At 60.0% G+C, this 14,662-nt stretch carries 14 protein-coding genes; 11 read left to right on the plus strand and 3 right to left on the minus strand.

Going from position 1 to position 14,662, the window contains the following annotated elements:
* The first annotated feature begins 71 nt into the window (after positions 1-71).
* Positions 72-1,064, plus strand: a complete 993-nt coding sequence (locus DS906_RS15375; RefSeq protein ID WP_113790997.1) for an ABC transporter ATP-binding protein — start codon at positions 72-74, stop codon at positions 1,062-1,064.
* On the opposite strand, the gene DS906_RS15380 is transcribed toward DS906_RS15375, so the two are convergent.
* Positions 1,061-1,525, minus strand: a complete 465-nt coding sequence (locus tag DS906_RS15380) for a DUF1203 domain-containing protein (protein ID WP_113791226.1) — start codon at positions 1,523-1,525, stop codon at positions 1,061-1,063. The two genes, DS906_RS15375 and DS906_RS15380, sit on opposite strands and share 4 nt — an antisense overlap.
* A gap of 109 nt (positions 1,526-1,634) precedes the next feature.
* Here DS906_RS15380 and DS906_RS15385 point away from each other — a divergent pair, with 109 nt between their 5' ends.
* The 3 genes from DS906_RS15385 to DS906_RS15395 all read left to right on the plus strand — a co-directional run bounded on the left by DS906_RS15385 (position 1,635) and on the right by DS906_RS15395 (position 6,104).
* Complete coding sequence (locus DS906_RS15385; protein WP_113790998.1) at positions 1,635-4,553, plus strand: error-prone DNA polymerase; 2,919 nt, start codon at positions 1,635-1,637, stop codon at positions 4,551-4,553.
* Between the two features lie 50 nt (positions 4,554-4,603).
* Positions 4,604-5,017 carry a group III truncated hemoglobin gene (locus tag DS906_RS15390; RefSeq protein ID WP_113790999.1) on the plus strand — a complete coding sequence of 138 codons (414 nt, stop codon included), beginning with the start codon at positions 4,604-4,606 and terminating at the stop codon, positions 5,015-5,017.
* A 148-nt stretch (positions 5,018-5,165) separates the two neighbouring features.
* A complete protein-coding gene (locus tag DS906_RS15395) occupies positions 5,166-6,104 on the plus strand; it encodes a DMT family transporter (RefSeq protein WP_113791000.1) in 939 nt (312 codons plus the stop codon).
* A gap of 76 nt (positions 6,105-6,180) precedes the next feature.
* On the opposite strand, the gene DS906_RS15400 is transcribed toward DS906_RS15395, so the two are convergent.
* Positions 6,181-7,293 (minus strand): S-(hydroxymethyl)glutathione dehydrogenase/class III alcohol dehydrogenase, encoded by a 1,113-nt coding sequence (locus DS906_RS15400; RefSeq protein WP_113791001.1) that lies wholly within the window; start codon positions 7,291-7,293, stop codon positions 6,181-6,183.
* Between the two features lie 130 nt (positions 7,294-7,423).
* On the opposite strand from DS906_RS15400, the gene DS906_RS15405 reads away from it, so the two are divergent.
* Both DS906_RS15405 and DS906_RS15410 read left to right on the plus strand, forming a co-directional pair.
* A complete protein-coding gene (locus DS906_RS15405; protein WP_113791002.1) occupies positions 7,424-7,708 on the plus strand; it encodes an I78 family peptidase inhibitor in 285 nt (94 codons plus the stop codon).
* Positions 7,709-7,769: 61 nt separating this feature from the next.
* Complete coding sequence (locus tag DS906_RS15410) at positions 7,770-9,422, plus strand: DUF6504 family protein (protein WP_113791003.1); 1,653 nt, start codon at positions 7,770-7,772, stop codon at positions 9,420-9,422.
* Positions 9,423-9,438: 16 nt separating this feature from the next.
* On the opposite strand, the gene DS906_RS15415 is transcribed toward DS906_RS15410, so the two are convergent.
* The gene (locus tag DS906_RS15415; protein WP_113791004.1) at positions 9,439-10,164 is read right to left on the minus strand and encodes an SDR family oxidoreductase; all 726 of its coding nucleotides are present in this window, start codon (positions 10,162-10,164) and stop codon (positions 9,439-9,441) included.
* Between the two features lie 228 nt (positions 10,165-10,392).
* Between DS906_RS15415 and DS906_RS15420 the strand changes: the two genes are divergently transcribed.
* From DS906_RS15420 to DS906_RS15440, 5 genes are read left to right on the plus strand one after another with little or no spacing between them, the layout of a single operon-like run.
* Positions 10,393-11,724 (plus strand): NAD(P)/FAD-dependent oxidoreductase, encoded by a 1,332-nt coding sequence (locus DS906_RS15420; protein ID WP_113791005.1) that lies wholly within the window; start codon positions 10,393-10,395, stop codon positions 11,722-11,724.
* Positions 11,678-12,223 (plus strand): hypothetical protein, encoded by a 546-nt coding sequence (locus DS906_RS15425; RefSeq protein WP_113791006.1) that lies wholly within the window; start codon positions 11,678-11,680, stop codon positions 12,221-12,223. Before DS906_RS15420 ends, DS906_RS15425 begins: the two co-directional genes overlap by 47 nt.
* Positions 12,223-13,446 (plus strand): MFS transporter, encoded by a 1,224-nt coding sequence (locus DS906_RS15430; protein WP_113791007.1) that lies wholly within the window; start codon positions 12,223-12,225, stop codon positions 13,444-13,446. The genes DS906_RS15425 and DS906_RS15430 overlap by 1 nt, the downstream gene beginning before the upstream one ends.
* Entirely contained in the window at positions 13,443-14,060 is a 618-nt protein-coding gene (locus tag DS906_RS15435; protein WP_113791008.1) for a DUF3833 domain-containing protein, read from the plus strand. Before DS906_RS15430 ends, DS906_RS15435 begins: the two co-directional genes overlap by 4 nt.
* Complete coding sequence (locus DS906_RS15440; RefSeq protein ID WP_113791009.1) at positions 14,057-14,599, plus strand: DUF3833 family protein; 543 nt, start codon at positions 14,057-14,059, stop codon at positions 14,597-14,599. Before DS906_RS15435 ends, DS906_RS15440 begins: the two co-directional genes overlap by 4 nt.
* Positions 14,600-14,662 lie beyond the last annotated feature (63 nt).

The following is a 14,662-nucleotide window of genomic DNA, read 5'->3' on the forward strand; positions in this document are numbered from 1 at the left end:
TTGGTTGTCGGCCTCGCGGGCATGCATTAGGTGCGTTTATGAGCGATGAGCAAACCGGGGGCAAGGGTCTCATGACCGATGCGGCAATCAGGATCGATGGACTGCGCAAGACCTATCGCGGCGGCAAGGGCCAGCCCGAGAAACAGGCGCTGAAGGGCATTGACCTGAGCATTCCACAGAGGTCGGTGTTTGGCCTGCTGGGTCCGAACGGGGCCGGTAAATCGACCTTGATCAACATACTGGCCGGTCTGGTGGTGAAATCGGCGGGTTCCGTGTCGATCTGGGGGTACGATCAGGACCGCAACCCACGCCAGTCCCGCTCCGCGATTGGCGTGATGCCACAAGAGTTGAACCTTGACCCGTTTTTCACCCCCCGCGGCGCGTTGGAGGTGCAGGCCGGTTTGTACGGCGTACCCAAGGCCGAGCGCCGTAGCGATGAGATCCTTGAACTGGTCGGCCTCAGCGACAAGGCCGAATCCTATGCCCGCACCCTGTCGGGTGGCATGCGGCGGCGGTTGCTGCTGGCCAAGGCGCTGGTGCATCACCCCAAGATTTTGGTGCTGGACGAGCCGACGGCAGGCGTGGATATCGAACTGCGCCAGATGCTCTGGACAAATGTGCGCAAGTTGAACGAACAGGGCATGACCATCATCCTGACCACGCATTACCTGGAAGAAGCGCAGGAAATGTGTGACGAGATTGCAATCATCAATCACGGTGAGAAAATCGCGCAGGACAGCACCGCCAACCTGCTGGGCCGAATGGACAGCCGTACCATGGTCATCGTGCCCGACAGCCCGGTCATCGATCTACCCGCAACCGAAGGGGTCGAGGCCGCCTTGCGCGACGATGGCAACCTTGTGCTGCAGTATCGCAGCGCCCAGACCAACGCCGAACAGGTTCTTGAAGCTGTCCGCGCAGCCAATATCCGCATCCGCGACGTCCGCACTGAAGAGGCTGATCTAGAAGATGTGTTCCTCGCCCTGACATCCAGCCGCTCCGAGGACGCCCCGGCGGTTGATCCGGATCAGCCGCGCCGGGGAATGCATAGGGTCAAGCTTTAGTCTCGGTCGATTCGGGCCTGATAGCAGTTGTTTCGCGCGGATCGGACGTGGATATAGGCCACATCTGGTCGGGCAAAGATATCTCGGACTTTTGCACCGATCTGATCCGTAGGCGTGATCGCCCCGGTGCCATAGACGATGCGGTCATCTGTGCCATAGCCCTTAATAAGGTAGTCGGGCGACGAGGTCAGGATCTCGGGCAGGTCTTGCCCTTTGTATCGCTCACAGGGTGCAACACACAGAAAGATTGGCCCGGTTTCCGCATATGGATGTGTCTCTAAAAAGGGCCTGTGGGCCAAGACCAGCATTTCTTCGCCCTCGGGAATGTTCTGCAAACAATGGCGACACGGGTTACCGGCACCCGTGGAAACGGCCCGTTCTGGCGTTGCGCCATAAGCATCCGGGTGACCCGCCTGAAGGGCGCGTACGTCGTCGGTGGGTAATGCGGTGATTTTGAACATTTCGGGTCTCCTTTTTCCCGACACTGCCCATCGGACCAAACCCAATCGACCCGTTTCCTGCGCAAAGGACTCGAAAAAGAACAAAACGTGAATATAATATGGAATCGTCATGTATGCCGAGCTGTCGATCACGTCGAATTTCACCTTCCTCACCGGGGCGTCCCACCCCGAGGAGTATATGGAGCGTGCCGTCACCCTGGGCCTGCCCGCCATCGCCATCGCTGATGACAACTCGGTCGCCGGGATCGTCCGCGCCCATACGCAGGCGCGTGAGATCACCCGCAAGGTGCGCGAACGGCTGGTGTGGGAGGCGCAGAACACCTCCATAGGCCCACCCTGCCCCGATCACATCCCCAAACCGCCCTCGTACCCGATCCACGCGGTGCCCCGCCTGATTCCGGCGGCACGGCTGATCTTTACCGACGCACCCACGGTTACCGCCCTGCCCCTGAACCGGCAGGGCTGGGCCAATCTGTGCCGCATCCTGTCCAAGGGCCGTCTGCGCGCCGAGAAAGGCGACTGCATCCTGCACCTGACCGACCTGCTGGAGTTTTCCGACGGTCTCCACCTGCTGCTGTGGCCACAAACGGCCCGGTCTTCGGGCGGCGCGGACGGCTGGCGGACACAAGCGCAACAGCTGACGCGCCGCTTTGCCGAGCGGATACATCTGTTGATGCACCCCCGGTATGATGGCGCAGATGGCGTATATTTCCCTTTATTAGAGACTGAATCAAAGCAACTCGGTATCCCCACCCTCGCCAGTTCCACACCGATGATGCATCACGGCACGCGCCGCAAGCTGGGTGATGTGCTGACCGCCATCCGCCTGCGCCGCAAGGTCGATGAGCTGGGCCGCGAGGCGCTGGCCAATGGCGAACAACGCCTGCGGTCCGAGGCCGAGATGCTGCGCATCTTCAAAGGCTATGAGGGGGCGGTCGCCCGCGCGCATGAACTCAGCGAACAGCTCACATTCTCGCTGGACGAGCTGCGTTATGAGTACCCCAGCGAGGGCAGCGAGCAGGAAACCCCAACCCAGCGCCTGCACCGTCTGGCGCATGAGGGGTTGCAATGGCGCTATCCCGCCGGGGCGTCCGAGAAGGCGAAAAAGATGCTGGCGCATGAGCTCGCCCTGATCGGCAAGCTGAAATACGAACCCTACTTTCTGACTGTCCGCGACATCGTCCATTTCGCCCGCTCGCGCGACATCCTCTGCCAGGGGCGCGGGTCTGCCGCCAATTCGGTGGTCTGTTTCTGCCTCGGCATCACCGAAGTCAGCCCCGAGATGGGCACGATGGTCTTCGAACGCTTTGTCTCCGAGGCGCGGGATGAGCCCCCCGATATCGACGTCGATTTCGAACATGAGCGCCGCGAAGAGGTGATTCAGCACATATATGACCGTTATGGCCGCCACCGCGCGGGCCTTTGCGCAACGGTCGTGCATTATCGCGGCAAACGCGCCATTCGCGAGGTTGGTCGCGCGATGGGGCTGACCGAAGACACCATCTCGGCGCTGTCCTCGCAGCTCTGGGGCTTTTTCTCGGCCGCCGGGCTTGAGGCGGAACGCATGCGCGAGATTGGCCTCGATCCCGAAGATCGCCGTCTGAAACAGACTCTAATGTTGGTTTATGAGATCGACGGTTTCCCCCGTCACCTGTCTCAGCATGTCGGCGGCTTCATCATCACCGAGGGGCGTCTGGACGAGCTTGTTCCTATCGAGAACGCCACGATGGAGGACCGCACGGTCATCTGCTGGGACAAGGACGATATCGACACGCTGGGCATCCTCAAGGTCGATGTCCTCAGCCTCGGGATGCTGACCTGCATTCGCAAGGCGTTCGATCTGATCGGTCAGCACCACCAGACCAGCTATACGCTGGCGACCCTGCCGCCCGAGGACCCTGTCGTCTACGACATGCTGTGCAAGGCGGACTCGATTGGCGTTTTTCAGGTGGAATCACGTGCACAGATGAACTTCCTTCCCCGGATGCGGCCACGTAATTTCTATGATCTGGTGATCGAGGTCGCCATCATCCGCCCCGGCCCCATTCAGGGCGACATGGTCCACCCTTATATCCGCCGCCGGAACGGAGAGGAGGAGGTCAGCTTCCCCTCGGACGAGTTGGGCGAGGTGTTGGGCAAAACGCTGGGTGTGCCGCTGTTTCAGGAACAGGCCATGCAGATCGCCATTGTCGGCGCAGGTTTTACCCCGGAACAGGCCGACCGGCTGCGCCGGTCTCTGGCAACCTTCAAGAAGCACGGCAATGTCAGCGAATTCCGCGCGCTGTTCCTGCGCGGGATGAAGCGTAACGGGTATGAAGACGACTTTGCCGAACGCTGCTTCTCGCAAATCGAAGGGTTCGGGTCCTATGGCTTCCCCGAAAGCCACGCGGCCAGCTTTGCGCTGCTGGTCTATGCCTCGGCCTGGATCAAATGCCATCATCCGGGGATATTCGCCTGCGCCCTGCTGAATTCGCAGCCAATGGGGTTCTATGCCCCCGCCCAGATCGTCCGCGATGCGCGCGAGCATGGGGTTCAAGTGCGCCCGGTCTGCATCAATGCCAGCTTTTGGGACAATGTGATGGAACCTGACGGTCAGGGCGGGCTGGCGCTGCGGCTGGGCTTCCGCCAGATCAAGGGCCTCAGCGAGGAAGATGCCAGCTGGCTGACAGCCGCGCGCGGCAATGGCTACCATCAGGTCGACGATGTCTGGCGCCGTGCCGGTTTGGGACCATCGGTGATCGAACGGCTGGCCGAGGCGGATGCCTTCGCCGCCTGCGACCTGACACGGCGCGAGGCATTGTGGCAGGCCAAAGCGATCGCCACAGCCAAACCCCTGCCGCTGTTCTCGCAAGATTTGGAGGGGGAGGCGCTGGATGAACCCGAGGCCTACCTGCCGAAAATGACCTTGGGCGAGCAGGTGGTCGAGGACTACGTCGCCACCCGCCTCAGCCTACGGGCGCATCCCGTCGCCCTGCTGCGGCATATTCTGACACCGGACCCGCGCGACAAAACCACACCTGTCGCATGACCGCAGAACGGGATATTGCCCCTGAACAGAGTCGAAACCGGACCGCCCTAATGACCAGACCCACCCTGCCCCCACGCTTTCCTGCAACGCCGGACCAGATCAACGCGCAGGTTCGCGCCTTTTACGCCCGCGTGCGCGAGGACGCGACACTGGGACCGGTCTTCAACAAACATGTCCACGACTGGCCCGCCCATGAGGAAAAGATCGCCGCCTTCTGGCGCAACGCGATTTTGTTCGAGCGCAGTTATGACGGCAACCCGCAACGAGTCCATATCGAACGTCCCGACGTAAAGCCCGAGTTCTTCGCCCATTGGCTGGATCTGTTCGAAGAGGTCGCGATGCAGACGCTGCCCCCTGAAACCGCGATACCGTGGGTCGCGCTGGCGCGCCGCATTGGTGTAGGGATGAAGGCCGGTGTTCAATCCGCACGTCAACCCAAGGACGCACCCCCGATCCTGCGATGATCCCGCGTCATAGCGGCCATGCAGTGTTAGCGGTAAATTAGGGACTATGCGCGCCTCTAAAATGGGTTTACTCAAAGGCAAGCCACCCGCAACATACGCGGTGTGATGGCACAGTCACAACACCGAGACATCACCCGAGGCCACAACGATGAGCACTCAGAACTCCACCCTTCGGGGACTTGGCTATGCGTTTTTGGGCTTTGCGGTCTTTGCCAGCCATGACGCGCTGATCAAGGCGCTTGGCGGGGTCTACTCGGTGATGCAGATCATCTTTTTCGCCACGCTGTTTTCCTTTGTGCCCATGGCCGTCACGATTCTGACCGACCGGACAACCGGGAACTTCCTGCCCCGCCACCCATGGCTGGTGCTGCTGCGGTCGGGCCTGATGGTCACCGCAATGTCCTGCGCGTTTTACTCCTTTTCCGTATTGCCGCTGGCCGAGGTCTATTCGCTGTTGTTCTCCTTTCCACTGATCGTGACGGTCCTGTCGATCCCCATCCTTGGCGAGGTGGTCCGCGCCCAGCGCTGGGCCGCGGTCGGTGTTGGTCTGATCGGTGTCCTGATTGTCCTTCGTCCTGGGGCCACCGACATTACCCTAGGCCATCTGGCTGCGTTGATGGCGGCGTTCTGCAGCGCTTTCGCCTCGGTTCTGGTGCGCAAGATCGGGAATGAGGAACGCTCGGCCGTGCTGATCCTGTACCCCATGCTGTTGGCCATCGCGGTGATGAGCCTTGCACAGCCTGCCGTGTACCAACCACCATCCCTGCTGCATCTTGCAATGATGGCGCTGGTCGGTGTGTTCTCGGTCATCGCCCAGCATCTGATCATTCTGGCCTATCGCGCGGCACCCGCCGGGGTTATTGCCCCAAGCCAGTATAGCCAGATCATCTGGGCCACGATTTTCGGCATGGCTTTCTTTGGTGAACGCCCGGACATCTGGGTTGCAGTCGGTGCAAGCGTCATTATCGCATCCGGCGTCTACGTGGTGTGGCGCGAAAGCCGGACAAACACGACCTCAGCCAACACACCGGTTCTGCGGGTGCGGTCACCCCGGTCGGACACCGGGGCGTCACGGCCAGGCGAGTAAACGTCAAATTGAAAACGGCGCACTATTCCGCGCGCCGTTTTCAACCGCATCATGCGGATTGTCTCGTATTTGAGCCTTAGTATACGACGACCGACCGAATGCTTTCGCCCTTATGCATCAGGTCGAAGCCATGATTGATATCGTCCAGACCCATGGTGTGAGTGATCATCGGGTCGATCTCGATCTTGCCGTCCATGTACCAGTCGACGATCTTGGGCACATCGGTCCGACCCCGCGCGCCGCCAAAAGCGGTGCCACGCCACGAGCGGCCAGTGACCAGCTGGAACGGGCGGGTCGAGATTTCGGCCCCCGCAGGTGCCACGCCGATGATGATTGATTCACCCCAGCCCTTATGCGCCGCTTCCAGAGCCGTGCGCATCACGCCGACATTGCCGGTGGCGTCAAATGTGTAATCCGCACCGCCTTTGGTCAGGTTCACCAGATATGGCACCAGATCGCCTTCAACTTCGGACGGGTTAACGAAATCGGTCATGCCGAACCTAGTTGCCATCTCGACCTTTGAAGGGTTCAGGTCGACGCCAACGATCTGGTCCGCTCCGGCCAGACGCAGGCCCTGAATGACATTCAGGCCAATGCCGCCCAGACCGAACACGATGGCACGGCTGCCGATCTCGACCTTGGCAGTGTTGATGACGGCGCCGATGCCGGTCGTGACACCACAACCGATGTAGCAAATCTTGTCAAAAGGCGCGTCCTCGCGCACTTTGGCCAGCGCGATCTCGGGCAGAACTGTGTGGTTCGCGAAGGTCGAACAGCCCATGTAGTGCAGGATCGGATCGCCGTCCAAGGTCGAAAACCGCGAGGTTCCATCGGGCATCAGGCCCCGGCCTTGGGTTTCGCGGATCGCCTGACACAGGTTGGTCTTGGGGTGCAGACAGTATTCACACTCACGACATTCCGGAGTGTAGAGCGGGATCACGTGATCGCCCGGCTTCAGGCTGGTGACGCCCGGACCGACATCAACAACCACACCCGCGCCTTCGTGGCCCAGAATGGCCGGGAACAGCCCTTCGGGGTCAGCGCCCGACCGGGTGAATTCGTCGGTGTGGCAGAGGCCGGTGGCCTTGATTTCGACCAGAACCTCGCCCGCCTTGGGGCCTTCGAGGTTCACATCCATCACTTCCAATGGTTTGCCCGCCTGAATGGCGACGGCGGCACGGGTGCGCATGATCGTTGTCTCCCTGTCTTATTTGCCCCGACCCTGCGTCAATTGCAGGGTGTTTTCAACTGCGCTTTGGTGGCAGGTTGGCTAAATGTTTGATATTGCAGTAACGACATTGTCAGAAGGAGAAACGCCAATGCACCGATTTATTCCCGCGCTGGTCCTGCTGGCAGGCTGTGCCGAGACGATTGCACCTGTGGAAACACCCGCCTCAACGGACGCGCCGGTTGATCTGGCCTTTTGCCTGGGCGACGATTTTGCCGATTCCATCGGCCAACCGGTTTCGACCATCCAAGCCCAGTTGCCCGAACGGTCGCGTGTTCTGGGTCCTGATGACATTGCCACACAGGATTATCGCATCGACCGGCTGAATGTTTTCGTGAACAGCTCGGGTATCATTCAACGCCTGACCTGCGGGTAAGCGTGGACTCGAGGCATGATTCTACGATAAGAACAAAATGGGAACATTTTGATGTCTGCCAATGCCAAAACGCCGAATACTCTCACTGTGGTTCCCCCGTCTGGGGGCTGAACGGCTGATCCGCGCTGCGCGGGGGCTGCATGTTGGCCCTTTGGCCGTCGTTGTGGAACAGTCGAACATGCAGGTGATCACCTCGCTGAACGCAGAAGCGCAGGCCGCAGGTCTGCGTGTGGGGCAGCCCGTGCGTGATGCCCATGCCATGTGCGCGGCCCTGATCACGCGACACCGCAACGTCCCGGCCGAGGCCGCGTTTCTGACCGTGCTGCGCCGCTGGGCCGGCAAGTTCAGCCCATGGGTGGCTGAGGAGGTCCCCGATGGCCTGATCGTCGACCTGTCAGGCTGCACGCATTTGTTCGGCGGGGAAGAGGCGCTGCTGAGCGTCCTTGAAACCGACTGCGCCGATATGGGTCTGAGCGTGCAGATGGGCATCGCCGACACGTTGGGCGCGGCCTGGGCGCTGGCGCGTTATGCGGGGCAAGAGGCCACGTCTGACCGCAACGGCGACGCCATCAGCCAAGAGGCCCGCGCCACCCGCGCCCGCGCCACCAAACGGCGGCACTGGACCAAGGGCGGGGCCGCGCCGCAGGTGATGGCCTTGGGCGGTGGCGCGCGGATCGCGGCACCGGGACAAACCTACGGCGCGCTAAGCCCCTTGCCAATTGCGGCGCTGCGGCTGGAAGATCAGGTCGTGGCGCAACTGAACCGGTTGGGCCTGCGCCGGATCGGCGATCTGTTGGGCCAACCCCGCGCCTCTCTCGCCCGACGTTTCGGGCGCGGTCTGGTGATGCGTCTGGATCAGGCGATGGGCAGCGCACCCGAGCCGGTATCCCCCGCGCGTCCGCCGCATCACTTTGCGGTGCGGATGACCCTGCCCAACCCGATCGGGTTGATCGAGGATGTGATGGCCGCCATCGACCGGGTGTTGCCCACGCTGTGCACGAAGCTGGAAGAGAAGGCGCGCGGCGTTCGCACCCTGCGTCTTGAGGCGCACCGCGCCGATCAGGCGGCCGAGATCATCGAGGTTGGTCTGGCCCGCCCAACCTATGACAAACATCGTATTCGCCCCTTGTTAGAGATGAAGGTCGACAAGATCGACGCAGGCTATGGCATCGACATGCTGCGGCTTGAGGCGATCCAGACCGAGCCGATCCACGCCCGTACAGTGGCCGGTCACGCCGAGGCCCGCCGTGTGGCCCGCGCGCGGCTGGAGGGCAATACAGCCGTCGATGACCTGATCGGTAAACTGGGCGCGCGGGTCGGGCTGGAGGTGATCACGCGCCGCCATCCGGCCGCGTCGCATATCCCCGAGAAAACGGCACAGACGTTGGCAGCGGCGTGGTCCGAACCCGCGCGCGACTGGCCCGCCCCACCGCGCCCGCGCCCCTTGCAGATGTGGCAGCCCGAGCCGGTGATGGCCGCCGAGGCCCCGGACGTGCCCAACGCCTTTCGCTGGCGCGGTCGTGACTGGCAGTTGGCGCAGGCAACCGGCCCAGAGCGCATCGCGCCGGAATGGTGGCTGGATGACCCCAACTGGCGCAGCGGCGTGCGCGATTACTGGGTGGTGGTAACCGAACAGGGCGAGCGGCTGTGGCTGTTTTACGGCCATGGCGGCACCATGTCGGCAGGCTGGTTCTGTCAGGGGCAGTTTGGGTAGGCGAGCTGATTAGAGTCTATTTTCCACGATAAATCAGCCAATCCGGCAAATAATCTAGCAGCCGGATCACCCAGGAAAACGGTGCCGGGAAGTCAGTACGGAACCGGCGGCGCGACATCGCCCTAACCACCCGATCCGCCGCGTCCTCGGGCGTCATCAGCATCGGCATCTTGAAGGTGTTCTTTTCGGTCAGGCGGGTCATGATAAAGCCCGGATTGACGATCCTTACAGTCACCCCTGTACCTGCCAGATCAAATCGCATCGTTTCCGCCAGTGAGACAAGCGCCGCCTTGCTGGCCGCGTACCCCACCGCAGCCGGAAGCCCGCGATAGCCGGACAAAGACCCGATCAGAGTAATGTCGCCCTGACCTGCGCGCACAAAACCCGGCACCGTCTCACCCAATACGCGCAGCGCGCCAAGGTAGTTCACGTCTGTCATAGACAGAACAGCTTCTGTATCCCAATCGGCAGATTTCATAGGCTCATAGGCGCCGGCATTGTAGACCAGCCCATCCACCACACCGACATCTGCAACGGCCCGGCGCACAGCCGCCAAATCGGTCACATCAAACGGCACCGCCCGCGCGTCCGGAAGGGCTTCACAGATCTCAGCAAGCCGCCCCGCATTGCGAGCCGACAGGATCAGTTTTGCGCCCTGGCGGCTGAGCGATTGGGCCAAAGATCGGCCCAGCCCCTCACTGGCGCCAACGATCCAATATGTTTTTCCGTCAAAACTGCTCATGCTTGGGCCATCCGGACTGTCGGGCACACATGGCCCGGACATTGGTTTCGTGTTGTTACAGACATTTTAGGGATTTTACGAAACGGCGACAAAGTTGGATCACGTGAACGCGCCAAAAACCGGAAAAGACATCTTGATGTAACGCACGTTCAAAAAAAGTCCAACGTGATTGATCCGTACCCTCATCTGATGCGTAATCCTATTAAATTGCCGAACTAAGAGGATCACATGTTCGACGAACCAAGGGGCGTACGCAAGAAAATCGCAATTGTAGGTGCAGGCATTTCCGGTCTATCCGCAGCTTACTATCTATCCAAAGACAATGATGTAACGATCTATGAGGCCGAGCCCAGATTGGGAGGCCACGCCCGAACGGTGGTGGCGGGCAAAAACGGCGATCAACCGGTCGACACCGGGTTCATCGTGTTCAACTATGCCACTTACCCCAACCTGACCAAACTATTCGACGAGCTGAACGTCCCGGTCACCAAAAGCGAGATGAGCTTTGGGGCAACGATCGATAATGGCCGCCTTGAATACGGATTGAACAATCTGCGCACGCTGACAGCGCAAAAACGCAACCTGATGCGTCCGGCCTATTACAAGATGATTTCGGATATCCTGCGCTTTGGCAAAGAAGCCCCAGAAGCTGCCAAGAACAATGACACTACGATTGGCGAACTGATAGACGAGCTGCGTTTGGGCCACTGGTTCCGCCACAACTATCTGATGCCCATGTGCGGGGCGATCTGGTCTACCCCCGTCGAATTCATTGATCGCTTTCCCGCACGTTCGCTGGTGCAGTTCTTTCAGAACCATGCCTTGCTGGCCGGTGATCGGTCAAAACAGCATCAGTGGTGGACGGTCAAAGGCGGTAGCATCGAATATGTCCGCCGGATCGAGGCTGCATTGCGGGCCCGCGGTTGCGAAATCCGCGTCGCCTCGCCTGTACAACACGTCCAGCGAAACGAACTGGGCGTGACCGTACTCAGCGAAGGTCAGGTTGACCTTTATGAAGAGATCATCTTTGCCACCCATTCCGACCAGTCGCTTGCCATTCTGGGCGACAGCGCCACACCCGAAGAAATTGCTGCCCTTAGCGCGATCAAGTACCAGCCCAACAAGGCCGTCTTGCATTGCGATCCCGGCCAGATGCCCAAAAGGCGGGCCTGCTGGTCCAGCTGGACCTATCGTTCACAGGCCGGAAATGTCGGCGTTACCTACTGGATGAACCGGTTGCAGAACATTCCGGACAATGATCCGATGTTTGTAACGCTCAATGTTGCGGCGGATATTCCCGCAGACAAAATCTATGACGAAGTCGAATTCGCCCATCCGGTTTTCGATCAAGCCGCATTGAAGGCCCAGGGGCAAATTCGCGACATGCAGGGACAGAACAAAACGTGGTTTGCCGGTGCATATAACCGGCATGGTTTTCACGAAGACGGGATTGCCAGCGCGATGCATGTTGTTGCGCAGTTGAATGGCACCCCGCAAACCATCGGAGCTGACAATGGCATTGCCAAAAACGACCCGGTCATCCCTGTCGCGGCCGAATAGCTCGGTCTGGTGCGTCGCTCTGCTGTCGCTGACCTTGCTGGCCCCGGGCGGGCTGGCAGCGTCACCTGTGTCGAACGAATTGCCGAATGCAGAGCTACGCGGATCCGCGACGTTCCGGTATCTTGGCCTGCCGATCTATGATGCAAAGCTGTTCACGCCCGACGGTGTCCCGTTCAGTTGGAGCGATGATTTCGGGTTGCAGCTGACCTACCGCAAGAACATCAAGCAGAAAGCTCTGGTCGAATCCACGCTGGATGAGATGACACGGCAAGGAAACAGCGGGCTGACACAAGCCCAGCTTGAGCAGTGCTTTCAGGCTGTCAGCAAAGGCGACAGCTATCTGGCCGTCTCAGAAGGGCCGAACAAGGTTGGTTTCTGGCGGAACGGGCGCAAAACCTGCACCCTGTCCGGGCCAGGCGTCAAAAAGACATTCATGTCGATCTTTCTGGGAGACAATACCAGATCCGCAAGCTTTACGCGGCAATTGAAGGGACAGTGATGCTGTATCCCCGGGTCAGCCTATATGCGCTGATGCTCGCAGCGGCGGGTATTCCTCTTTATATCCACCTGCCGCGCTTTGCGGCAGTCAATCTAGGGATCAGCCTTGGGGTGATCGGGACCGTCTTGCTGGTTATCCGGCTGGTGGATCTGGTGCAGGATCCGCTGATTGGCTGGGCCATCGACCGATGGCCGGGCGGTCAGTTGCTGTTCGCCGCCATGGCCGCCATCGGGCTGGCGGTTGGCTTTCCGCTGCTTTTTGCCCTGCCCGAAGGCGCAAGTCTGACATCGCTGATCCTGATCCTGATCCTGTTGTTTTCTGCCTATAGCCTTGGGACCATCTTGCTTTACGGGCGCAGCGCAACGCTGGCCAAAACGCCAGATGCAAAAGAGCTGATGACGCTGGCCGCCTTCCGTGAAGGTGGACAATTGGCGGGGGTTGTCATTGCCGCGAGCGCGCCTGCACTGTTCGTCGCTTTAGGGGCGAGCGCGCAGGGATACCCCGCCTTTGGGCTGTTTCTGGGCGTCCTTTCGATCGTAACCATCGCGCTGACATTCCCAATGTGGCGGCGCGCGCCTATTACTGGCGAAGGCCTGTCTTTCGCAGGGCTGGGTCAGGCCGGGGCCCTTCGCCTTTTGGCACTGGCGCTGGTAAACAGTTTGCCGGTCGCCATCACCTCAACCCTGTTTCTGTTCTTTGTCGAAGACAGATTGCAATTGCCGGGCAGCGCCGGCCCCTTGCTGATCCTGTTTTTCCTCAGCGCCGGCGCCAGCGTGCCGCTTTGGGCCAAGCTCAGCAATCGCATTGGTCCGAAACAGACCCTGATCATCGCAATGCCGCTGTCCATCGCTGGCTTTATCGGGGCTGCAATGTTGCCAGCGGGTGAGCTTTTCGGTTTTGCCCTGATCTGCCTTGCCTCTGGCGCGGCGCTCGGGGCTGACATGGTGGTCCTGCCGGCCATGTTCTCGGTCGTTTTGACCCGCGCTGGCCTGAATGCCTCAGCCGCGTTCGGCATCTGGTCCTTTGCTGGAAAACTGGGCCTTGCGCTCGCCGCCTTCTTTACATTGCCTCTGCTAGAACGCAGCGGCTTTTCACCTGGCCAATCGAATTCCGCCCAAGCCTTGGAAACACTCAATCTGGCTTATGCGGTACTACCCTGCATCCTGAAACTTGGCGCGTTTGGCATGGTCCTGACGTTGCCCACGGAGGTCTCAGCCAAATGAAAACGCTTGTTGTTTTACTGCTCGCCGCTCTCGCTTTGTTTATAGCCAAGAACCGGTTCCTGAGCTTTCGGTCGCAAACACCGGCCGACTACACCGGCACGGGACCCGTGTTCAAAATGAAAGAGGTCCTGAACGGAGAGATCCTGTCCGAAGGGCTGATCTATGGGCCGAACGGCAAGATGTCGAACAGCTTTGTCGCCCGCATGATTGGGAAATGGGATGGCAACACCGGCACGTTGGCCGAGCATTTCACCTATTCCAACGGCAAACAGATGACACGTAAATGGTATCTGACACTGGGTACCGGCAATACGTTCACCGCCATGGCTGACGACATCGTCGGCGAAGGCAAAGGCACGATTTCGGGGTCGACCGTCAAACTGACCTACCGAATCATTTTGCCTGAGGATGCCGGTGGGCACACTTTGGACGTCACCGACTGGATGTACTTGACTGAAAACGGTGTGATCATGAACCGATCCGAGATGCGCAAGTTCGGTATCAAGGTCGCAGAGCTGATTGCCACGATGCGCCCTGCGCCCGAGGTTAAGTCCGCACATGTCCCCGGTTCAAACGGATATGATGCGCACGCCGAGCAAAGGCCGCTGCAATGATCTCGCGTCGGGTCCTTGTTGCGGGTCTGGCGATCGCCGGACTGGCCGTTCTGACTGCCTGTTCAGCCAAACCGCGCGTTCCCAAGACCTTTCTATCTGACCGGCAGTTGAACCTTGAAGAGTTCTTTGAGGGCAAGACCGTCGCCTATGGCCAGTTTCAGGATGTTCTGGGCAACGTTCCGCGCCGCTTTACGGTTGATATCGACGGAACGTGGGATGGTGAAACCCTGACTCTGGTTGAGGATTTCGTCTATGATGACGGTGCCACCGAACAACGTATATGGACGCTGACCCAGACGGGCGAGGACACCTGGACCGGCACGGCCCCCGGCGTTCTTGGAACCGCCAGCGGGGTCGAGCGCGGCGATACGTTCAATTGGACATACAAAATCGACCTGCCGGTCAAAGAGGGCACCATGCGGGTCAACTTTGACGACTGGATGTGGCTGCTGGACGATGACCGTCTGCTAAATCGGGCCTATGTCTCGCGTTATGGCGTCCGGCTGGGCGAAGTCATTCTGTTTTTTGAGAAGATGTAAGCTAGCAGCAAAAGAAAAGGGCAGGTCCGAAGACCTGCCCTTAAACTTTGTGATTTAGCTCAA

Origin of the sequence: Ruegeria sp. A3M17 (genome assembly GCF_003318255.1) — a bacterium.
Taxonomy (GTDB): Bacteria; Pseudomonadota; Alphaproteobacteria; order Rhodobacterales; family Rhodobacteraceae; genus Ruegeria.